At 72.7% G+C, this 9,211-nt stretch carries 10 protein-coding genes; 9 read left to right on the forward strand and 1 reads right to left on the reverse strand.

Annotation, left to right across the window (positions count from 1 at the left end; genetic code table 11):
* Positions 1–459, reverse strand: a 459-nt coding sequence (locus tag LB823_RS23180; RefSeq protein WP_224652064.1) for a TerD family protein, incomplete at its 3' end; no start/stop codon positions are given.
* 186 nt (positions 460–645) lie between these two features.
* On the opposite strand from LB823_RS23180, the gene LB823_RS23185 reads away from it, so the two are divergent.
* The 9 genes from LB823_RS23185 to LB823_RS23225 form a co-directional block, all read left to right on the forward strand.
* Complete coding sequence (locus LB823_RS23185) at positions 646–1,221, forward strand: TerD family protein (protein WP_224652065.1); 576 nt, start codon at positions 646–648, stop codon at positions 1,219–1,221.
* A gap of 102 nt (positions 1,222–1,323) precedes the next feature.
* Positions 1,324–1,899 carry a TerD family protein gene (locus tag LB823_RS23190; protein ID WP_224652068.1) on the forward strand — a complete coding sequence of 192 codons (576 nt, stop codon included), beginning with the start codon at positions 1,324–1,326 and terminating at the stop codon, positions 1,897–1,899.
* A gap of 95 nt (positions 1,900–1,994) precedes the next feature.
* Positions 1,995–3,143 carry a DUF475 domain-containing protein gene (locus LB823_RS23195; RefSeq protein WP_224652070.1) on the forward strand — a complete coding sequence of 383 codons (1,149 nt, stop codon included), beginning with the start codon at positions 1,995–1,997 and terminating at the stop codon, positions 3,141–3,143.
* 13 nt (positions 3,144–3,156) lie between these two features.
* Positions 3,157–4,353 carry a hypothetical protein gene (locus LB823_RS23200; protein WP_224652072.1) on the forward strand — a complete coding sequence of 399 codons (1,197 nt, stop codon included), beginning with the start codon at positions 3,157–3,159 and terminating at the stop codon, positions 4,351–4,353.
* Positions 4,350–5,516, forward strand: a complete 1,167-nt coding sequence (locus tag LB823_RS23205) for an HpcH/HpaI aldolase/citrate lyase family protein (RefSeq protein WP_224652074.1) — start codon at positions 4,350–4,352, stop codon at positions 5,514–5,516. The genes LB823_RS23200 and LB823_RS23205 overlap by 4 nt, the downstream gene beginning before the upstream one ends.
* Complete coding sequence (locus tag LB823_RS23210) at positions 5,516–6,751, forward strand: phosphoribosyltransferase family protein (protein WP_224652076.1); 1,236 nt, start codon at positions 5,516–5,518, stop codon at positions 6,749–6,751. The genes LB823_RS23205 and LB823_RS23210 overlap by 1 nt, the downstream gene beginning before the upstream one ends.
* A complete protein-coding gene (locus LB823_RS23215) occupies positions 6,748–7,872 on the forward strand; it encodes a cysteine protease StiP family protein (protein ID WP_224652077.1) in 1,125 nt (374 codons plus the stop codon). The genes LB823_RS23210 and LB823_RS23215 overlap by 4 nt, the downstream gene beginning before the upstream one ends.
* On the forward strand, positions 7,869–8,711 hold the full coding sequence (locus tag LB823_RS23220) for an HAD family hydrolase (protein WP_224652079.1): 843 nt from the start codon (positions 7,869–7,871) through the stop codon (positions 8,709–8,711). Before LB823_RS23215 ends, LB823_RS23220 begins: the two co-directional genes overlap by 4 nt.
* A partial coding sequence (locus tag LB823_RS23225; RefSeq protein ID WP_224652080.1) for a TerD family protein occupies positions 8,708–9,211 on the forward strand: 504 nt, incomplete at its 3' end. The genes LB823_RS23220 and LB823_RS23225, both read left to right, overlap by 4 nt.

Genomic DNA, 9,211 nt, shown 5'->3' on the forward strand with positions numbered 1-9,211 from the left:
GGTGAGCAGGGCGACCAGGCCGCGGTCCCAGCCGGCGCTGACGTTGCGCACCTTCCAGGCCCCGTTCCGCCGGTAGACCTCGGCGAGCACGGCGGCCCGCTCGCTGGTCAGGCCGGTGGCGGGGCAGTCGTCGGCGCCGACCCGCGCGCTCAGCCCGGGGATGGCGGCGAGCGACCCGGGCACCTTGTCGTCGAGCGCGACGGCGAGCCGGACGGTGCTGATCGACGCCGGGACCAGCGCGAGGTCGAGGGTGAGGACGTCCGGTCCGGTCAGCCGCACGGCCCCCTCGGGCGACGTGGGGCTGTTGAAGAAGACCAGGTCGGCGTCGCTGCGGACCCGTCCGTCGTCGGTGACCTGGATGGCGAACAGGTCCACCGAGCCCGGGGCGACACCGGAGATGGAGACCGGGACGGAGGTCTGGGACAGGGCCGCGTTCTGACCGCGTGCGAGTGACGTCACGATGTCGATTGTTGCAAGAATCCGGCGAATCGGCGCGGAAGGACGTGAAAAGCGAGTGACACGTCGCTCACCATCGGGGCGGCCCCGTCGAACCCGGCGCCGCGCGCCCGAGATCGCGTACTGTGAATTTCGCGACCACGTCAGCGGGCGGCGGTGCGCCGTCGCCTTTTTCTCGGGAGGAATCACATGGGAGTCAGCCTCAGCAAGGGTGGAAACGTCTCGCTCAGCAAGGAGGCGCCCGGCCTGACCGCGGTCGCCGTCGGCCTCGGCTGGGACGCGCGGAGCACCACCGGCGCCGAGTTCGACCTCGACGCCAGCGCCCTCGCGGTGGACACCGCCAAGCGGGTGCTCGACGATCAGCACTTCGTCTTCTACAACAACCTGCGTTCGCCCGACGGCTCGATCGAGCACACCGGCGACAACCTCACCGGTGAGGGCGACGGCGACGACGAGGTCATCAACGTCAACCTCGCGGGCGTGCCGCCGCAGATCGACGCGGTGGTCTTCCCGGTCTCGATCCACGACGCCGACAACCGCGGCCAGTCCTTCGGCCAGGTCCGCAACGCGTACATCCGCGTGGTGAACCAGGCCAACGGCCAGGAGATCGCCCGCTACGACCTGTCCGAGGACGCCTCCACCGAGACCGCCATGGTCTTCGGCGAGCTGTACCGGCACGGCACCGAGTGGAAGTTCCGGGCCATCGGCCAGGGCTACGCCTCGGGCCTCGCGGGAATCGCCCGCGACTTCGGCGTGAACATCTGACCTTTCGCGAACTTCGTCCGGATCGGGTATCCGAAACGTCGGTATAGTTCGAATCACACGCGGGGGCGGTCGGCGTCGTCGTGCTACCAGGAGGAACCAGGTATGGGTGTCAGTCTCGTCAAGGGCGGCAACGTCTCGCTCACCAAGGAGGCCCCCGGCCTCACCGCGGTGTCCGTCGGTCTCGGCTGGGACCTGCGCACCACCACCGGCACCGACTTCGACCTCGACGCCAGCGCCATCGGCATCGACGCCAACAAGAAGGTCGCCTCGCCCGAGAACTTCGTCTTCTTCAACAACCTGCGGACGCCGGACGGCTCGATCGAGCACCTCGGCGACAACCTCACGGGTGAGGGCGACGGCGACGACGAGGTCATCAAGGTGAACCTCGCCGCGATCCCGCCGAACGTCGAGGGCATCGTCTTCCCGGTCTCGATCTACGACGCCGACAACCGCGGCCAGTCCTTCGGCCAGGTCCGCAACGCCTTCATCCGCGTGGTGAACCAGGCCAACGGCCAGGAGATCGCCCGCTACGACCTGTCCGAGGACGCCTCCACGGAGACCGCGATGGTCTTCGGCGAGTTGTACCGCAACGGCGCGGAGTGGAAGTTCCGGGCCGTCGGCCAGGGCTACGCCTCGGGCCTCGCGGGTATCGCTCGCGACTACGGCGTCAACGTCTAGTACTGCACCTCTCGAGCCACAGCGCGTAGACCCGGCGAGCGGACCCCCGCACGCCGGGTCCTCGCGCTCCGCACCCCTTCAGTCGAAAGGCCGATGTGTTCCGCATCTTCGGACTCTCCTTCTTCGTCACGATCGCCGCCCTCGTGGCCGCGTTCTTCTACGGCGGCCCCGAGGCCCTGATCCTCACCCTGATCCTGGGCATCCTCGAGGTCAGCCTCTCGTTCGACAACGCCGTCATCAACGCGACCGTGCTGCAGCGCATGAGCCAGTTCTGGGTGCGCATGTTCCTCACGGTGGGCATCCTGATCGCGGTCTTCGGCATGCGCCTGGTGTTCCCGCTCGCGATCGTGTGGATCACGGCCGGCCTGAACCCCGTGCAAGCGCTCGACCTGGCGCTCAACCCGCCGGCCGACGGTGCCCACTACTTCCCGGACGGCAGCGCCAGCTACCAGACGCTGATCGAGGCCGCGCACCCGCAGATCGCGGCCTTCGGCGGCATGTTCCTGCTCATGCTGTTCCTGGACTTCATCTTCGATCCCGAGCGCGAGATCACCTGGCTCAGCTGGATCGAGAAGCCGCTGCAGCGCATCGGCCAGCTCGATCGGTTCTCGATCATCGTGGCCCTGGTCGCGCTGCTGGCCACCGGCGTCTGGGCGGCGCACACCGTCGACGAGTCGAAGACGGTGTTCATCGCGGGCCTGCTCGGCCTGGTCACGTACATCGTGGTCAACGGCCTCGGCGAGTTCTTCCACGTCGAGGAGATGGAGGAGGAGGCGGAGCTCGCGCGCTCCGGCCCGTCCGAGCTGGCGAAGGCCACCGGTAAGGCCGGCTTCTTCCTGTTCCTCTACCTCGAGGTGCTCGACGCGTCGTTCTCCTTCGACGGCGTGATCGGCGCGTTCGCCATTACGGCGGACCCGATCATCATCGCCCTGGGCCTCGGCTTCATCGGCGCGATGTTCGTCCGCTCGCTCACCGTGTACCTCGTGGAGAAGGGCACGCTCTCGGAGTACGTGTACCTCGAGCACGGCGCGCACTGGGCCATCGGCGCGCTCGCCGGCATCCTGCTGTTCTCGATCTACACGCCGGTTCCCGAGCTGGTCACTGGCCTCGTCGGCGTTGTGCTGATCCTCGCGGCGCTCTTCTCGAGCATCATCCGGAACCGACGCGAGGGCGACGGCGAGGGCGACGGCGCACTGGTCGCCGACGGCCCGACCGTGTCGACCTCGCAGACGATCGAGTCCTGAGCTCCCCGAGATCGTGGCAGCGAATCCGTTCCGCAGGCTGTTCGGCGGGGACCCGGCAGGGACCCCGCCGAGCCCGCCCGCGGGCGGCGACACGGGGCTGACCAGCGCCTTCCTCGACGCGGATCGCCGGTTCAGCTCCCTGGACGAGGACGTCCGGACGCTGTCGGCACAGAACCCGACCGCGTCGGCGGTGCAGCAGTGGCCCACGATCCGGGACCGCTTCGGCGGCGCCACGGAGCGCTACCTGTGGGCCAGCGGCAGCCAGCCCGGCACGCGCTCGCCCACACCGCAGGACCGGGACGCCACCGCGCGCGAGCTGGCCGACCTGGTCTCCGTGCTGGACCGGTTCCACACCGATCACGAGCGAGCACTGACCGTCGCGCGGGGGGCGCGCGCCAGCTCGGCGGCGCAGGAGCAGGCGGCCCGCGTGGCCGCCGAGCGCGCCACCGACCTGCTGGCGGCACCGTCGACGGCGCCCTACCTCACGCTGCGCCCCGTGGTCCGGGCCACCGACGGACTGGTCGAGGCGGTCCGGCAGCTGGACACCGCGCCGGACCTCGTCGCGCGCGACGCGGCCGCCCGGGCGGTGCAGGAGAAGGCCGCGGAGCTCACCGCCGCGGTCGAGGCCGCGCCCCGGATCGGCGACGACGCCCAGCGCTCCCTTGCCGCGGCCGGCACCCGCCTCCAAGCGGTCCGGAACCGGGCGAGCGACCTCACGGACACCCGGTCGGCGCTGCTGCGCGAGTTCAGCGCGGCCTGCTCCGCCGACCTCGTCGACAACGACAAGACCGCAGCGCGCGAGTCCGCCGCCGCGGAGGCAGCCCTCGCAACGGCCGCCCTCCGCCTCCGCGAGGGCACCCCGGACCTGGCGCTGGAGGACGTGGGCACGGCCCGCGACCATCTGGACACCGCCGACGCCGCGGTGAACGCCGTCGGCGAGCGGCTCCGCACGCTGCGCTCCGCCAAGGCCGACCCCACCGCCGTCGCCGCCCGCACCCGCTTCGCGCTCCGCGACGCGCAGCACCTCGCGGTGCAGAAGCAGCAGGTCCATCGCTGGGGCACCGTCCTCGACGCGCAGCACGCGCGGATCGAGCGGGCCATCGCGGACCTCGAGCGCGTGCACCCCGACTACTGGCAGTACCTGCAGACCCTGGCCGACATCGACCGGGTGATCGCCGACGCCGTGGACCGGATGCGGGGGCGCGCGTGAGCAGCGCCCTGCATCACTTCGACCAGCTGCCGGAGGAGGTGCGCACGCGCCTGTTCCACCGCCCGCCGCAGCCCTTCGACCGCTCCGCGCCGCGCGAGCAGCTCGCGCACGCCCTCGGCGCCACCCTGTACGTGCCGGCGACCCGCGCCGACCTCGCCGGGACCATCCGCCGGCGCCGGGACGACGGGGTGCTCTCGATGGTCATCGACCTCGAGGACGCCGTCGCCGACGATGCCGTGCAGCACGCGATCGACGCCGCCACCACCGCTCTGGCGGAGCTCGCCGACGCCGCGGATCCGTTGCCGCTGCTGTTCATCCGGCCGCGCACCACCGCTGAGACCGCCGAGCTGCTGGACCACCTGGGCGACGGTGCCCGCGCCCTCACCGGGGTCGTCCTCCCTAAGTTCACCGCCGCGGCGGGCGGCGCCGCCCTCGCCGCGATCGCCGACCGCGCACCGTCGTACCAGCTGTACGCGATGCCCGTGCTCGAGACGCCCGAGATCGTCTACCGCGAGACGCGCGACGAGCAGCTCGCGGGCATCTCCGACGTGCTGCGCGAGTACCGGGAGCGGGTACTCGCGGTACGGATCGGCGCCACCGACATGTCGGCGCTGTTCGGCATCCGCCGCGACCGCGACCTCACGATCTACGACGTGCACGTGGTGGCCGAGACGATCTCGGCGATCGTCAATCGCCTCGGCCGGGCGGACGGCAGCGGCTTCGTCGTGACCGGCCCGGTGTGGGAGTACTTCGCCGACCACGAGCGCATGTTCCGGCCGCTGCTGCGCGCCACGCCCTTCGAGCGCAACCACGCCGCGCGGTTCCGCGAGCAGCTCGTGGGCCGCGACCTCGACGGTCTGCTGCGGGAGACCGCACTCGACCGGGCGAACGGCCTGCACGGGAAGACGGTGATCCACCCCTCCCACGTCGCGGCCGTGCACGCGCTCTCGGCCGTGACCCACGAGGAGTACGAGGACGCCCTCGACATCGTCGGCGGCGAGGCGGGCGGCGTGGGGGCCTCCAGCTACCGCAACAAGATGAACGAGATGAAACCGCACCGCAATTGGGCGCGGCAGACACTGATCCGCGCGGACGTCTTCGGGGTGACCCGGCCCGACGTCGGCTTCGTCGACCTGCTGACCGCGCTGGTGGAAGGACGGTAATGGCGCCCACCCTGTGCGCGGACCTCGGCATGCACGTGCGCGGCGACGCGGAGCTCGCCGAGCTGATCGTGCCGGGCCTGCGGCGCAATCCGCGGCGCGCGCACCTGCTGGTGTCGACGGTCCTCGGCAAGCACATCCCCGCCGACCCCGCCGCGGTGCGCGCGGCGGCGGATCGCCTCGCCGACCTGGTCGCGGAGCGGCTCGACGGTCCCTGCGTCGTCTTCGGCTTCGCGGAGACGGCGACGGGCCTGGGCCACTGCGTCGCGGCGCGCCTCGGCGCGGCGGTGTACCTGCAATCCACGCGCCGCCCCGGCGCGATCACCCACGGCGAGTTCACCGAGGGGCACTCGCACGCGACCTCGCACCTGCTGCAGCCCACCTCGCCCGGGCTCCTGTCCGCCGCCGACACGCTGGTGCTCGTGGACGACGAGATCTCCACGGGCGCCACCGCACTCGATTCCATCCGCGCGCTGCACGGTCTCGCCCCGCACCGCCGCTACGTGGTCGCCTCGCTGGTCGACCTGCGCGCGCCGGAGCACGTCGTCGACAACGAGCGCGCCGCCGCGGCGGCCGGGCTCGACATCGCCTTCGTCGCGCTGGCGCGCGGCACCGTCGACCTGCCCGACGGCCTGCCCGCGCGGGTCGCGGACCTGCCCGCGACCCCGTCGAATCCCCGCGCGCCGCAACCCGGCACGGTGCGGGTCGTGCACGCGGCGTGGCCGCAGGACGTGCCCGACGGGGGCCGGCACGGCGTGCTCGCCGCCGACCAGCCGCGCCTCGAGGAAGCGGCCGCCGCGGTGGCGGCAGCGATCGCCCCCGAGCTCGACGACCGCCCCGTGATCGTGGTGGGCCACGAGGAGCTGATGTACCTGCCGCTGTGCACGGCGGAGTCGCTCGCCCGCACCGGCTTCCGGGTGCGCTTCCAGACCACCACCCGCTCCCCCGCCCTGGTCCGGGACGAGGACGGCTACCCGCTGCGCCGCGGTTTCGAGTTCCTCTCCCCCGAGCCGGACGAGGAGGCGCCGCGCCGGCACCTGTACAACGCCGCGTGGCCCGGGGAGGACGTGCGCATCGTCTTCGTCGCGGACTCCCCCGCCGACACCGACCGGCTGCGCGCCCCGGGCGGGCTGCTCGACGTGCTGACGGCCGCCGGGCACGACGTGCTCGCGGTGATCGTGCCCGCGTCGGATCAGGCCGCGCTCGCCGCGGCCCGCACCCGGGCGGCGGCCCGATGACCGCCGCGACGCCGCCGCTGCGGGGACCGGGTTTCGGCTCGTACGCGCCCGACGAGGTGACCTGGCTGCTCAAGGACCTCTCCCACGTGGCGCTCGAGGCCGACATCGCCGAGCGGGAGCGGCGGATCCAGTCGGGAGAAGCGCACTACGCCGAATCGCTGCCCATCGAGTACCAGCCGAGCGCCGAGTACCGGGAGCTCTTCGACGCGGCGCTCGCCGCCTCCGCGCCGCGCCTCGCCGAGGCCGTGGGCACGGTGACGGAGCTCCTGCTGGCCGAGCGCGGCCGCGACCTGGTCCTGGTCTCGCTCGCCCGCGCGGGCACGCCGATCGGGATCCTCATGCGGCGCTGGGCGCAGCGTTTCCACGGGCTGGACCTGCCGCACTACGCCGTGTCGATCGTGCGCGGCCGCGGCATCGATCACGTGGCTCTCGATCACCTGGTCGCCCATCATGATCCGGCGTCGATCGTCTTCGTCGACGGGTGGACCGGCAAGGGGGCCATCACCCGCGAGCTCGCGGCGGCCCTCGACGAGTACGCCGCCGCCACCGGCGCCCGGCTGAACCCGGACCTCGCGGTGCTCGCCGACCCCGGTCACTGCGTGCGCACCTTCGGTACCCGCGACGACTTCCTCATCGCCTCCGCGTGTCTCAATTCCACGGTCTCCGGCCTGGTCTCGCGCACCGTGCTCAACGCCGACCTGATCGGGCCGGCGGACTTCCACGGCGCCAAGTTCTACGCCGAGCTCGCGCCGTACGACGTCTCCGGCGTGCTGCTCGACACCGTGACGGACGCCTTCGACGGCGCCGCCCCGGCCGCGCGCGCCGAGGCCAGACGACTCGCCGCGGATCCCGCCGCGCGGGAGCCCGATTGGTCCGGCTGGGCGACCGTGGAGCGGGTGTGCGCGGAGTACGGCGTCACGACCGCCAACCTGGTGAAGCCGGGGATCGGCGAGACCACCCGGGTGCTGCTGCGCCGGGTGCCGTGGCGGGTGCTGCTGCGGGACCCCGACGATCCCGATCACCTGCACATCCGCCGCCTCGCCGCGGAGCGCGACGTGCCGGTGGAGATCGTGCCCGGCCTGGCCTACGCGTGCATCGGCCTCATCAAGGAGGACTCGTGACCGCCTTCGTCACCAGCGACCTCGACCGCACGCTGATCTACTCCCGGGCCGCCGCGGGCCCGGCCTTCGCGACCGCCGAGCCGATCTGCGTGGAGATCTACCGCGATGCGCCGCTGTCGTACATGGCGCCGGCCGCGCACGCGGGCCTCGCCGCGCTCGCCGCCGCGACCCCGGTGGTGCCCACCACCACCCGTACCCCCGAGCAGTACCTCCGGGTGCACCTGCCCGGCGCGCCCTTCCGCTTCGCCATCTGCTCCAACGGCGGCGAGATCCTCGTCGACGGTGCGCCGGACCCGCAGTGGCAGACCCACATCCGCGGCCTGCTCGCCGCGCTGCCCGCGGACCTCGACCGCATCGCGGCGCAGCTGAAGACCCGCCTCGCCCCGGACTGGGGCGCGCGCCTGCGCCTGGTGCCGGGCCTGTTCGCGTACGTGGTCTCCGAGGTGCGCGTCCCCGCCGAGGTGGTCGACGAGTGGCGCGCGTACTGCGCCCCGCTCGGCTGGAGCATCTCGCAGCAGGGCCGCAAGCTCTACACGATCCCCGAGCCCGTGACCAAGTCCCGTGCCGCCCTGGAGGTCCGGCGGCGCCTCGAGGAGGCCGGCGCGCTCGAGCCGGGCGCGCCCTGGCTCGCGGCCGGCGACGGCGCCCTCGACGCCGACCTGCTGGAGGCGGCCGACGCGGCGATCCGCCCGCGGCACGGCGAGCTCGAGGAGCTCGGCTTCGCGCTCCCGCACCTCACGCTCACCGAGGGCGCCGGCATCGCGGCCGGCGCCGAGATCGTCGAGTGGCTCGCCGCCACCGCAGACCCCGTCCCCGATCCGATCAAGGAGATCCGATGACCGCACTGTCCAAGGGCCAGAACGGGCCGCTGCCCGCCGGGCCGGTCTCCGTCACCGTCGACGTCCCCGCCCCCGCCGACGTCTCCGCCCTGCTCGTGACCGAGTCCGGAAAGGTCCGGTCCGACGCCGACTTCGTCTTCTTCAACCAGCCCACCGGCCCCGGCGTGAGTCTGGCGAACGGAGCTCTCCGCATCGACGGCGCCGGCCTCCCCGCCGACATCGCGCAGGTGCGCGTCGCCATCACCCTCGACGACGCCTCCTCCTCCTTCGGGCGGTTCGGGGCGCCCGTCGCCCGGGTCGCCGACGGTGCGGGTGCCCCGCTGTACGAGTACCCGATCGACGGCCTGAGCAGCGAGTCCGTGGTGATCGCGGTGGAGATCTACCGGCGCGGCGCCGACTGGAAGGTGCGGGCCGTGGGCCAGGGCTACGCGGGCGGCTTCGCCGACCTCGTGCGCGATCACGGCGTCAGCGTCGACGACGCCCCCGCCACACCGCCCGCC

Origin of the sequence: Tsukamurella sp. M9C (assembly GCF_020169415.1) — a bacterium.
Lineage (GTDB): Bacteria > Actinomycetota > Actinomycetes > Mycobacteriales > Mycobacteriaceae > Tsukamurella.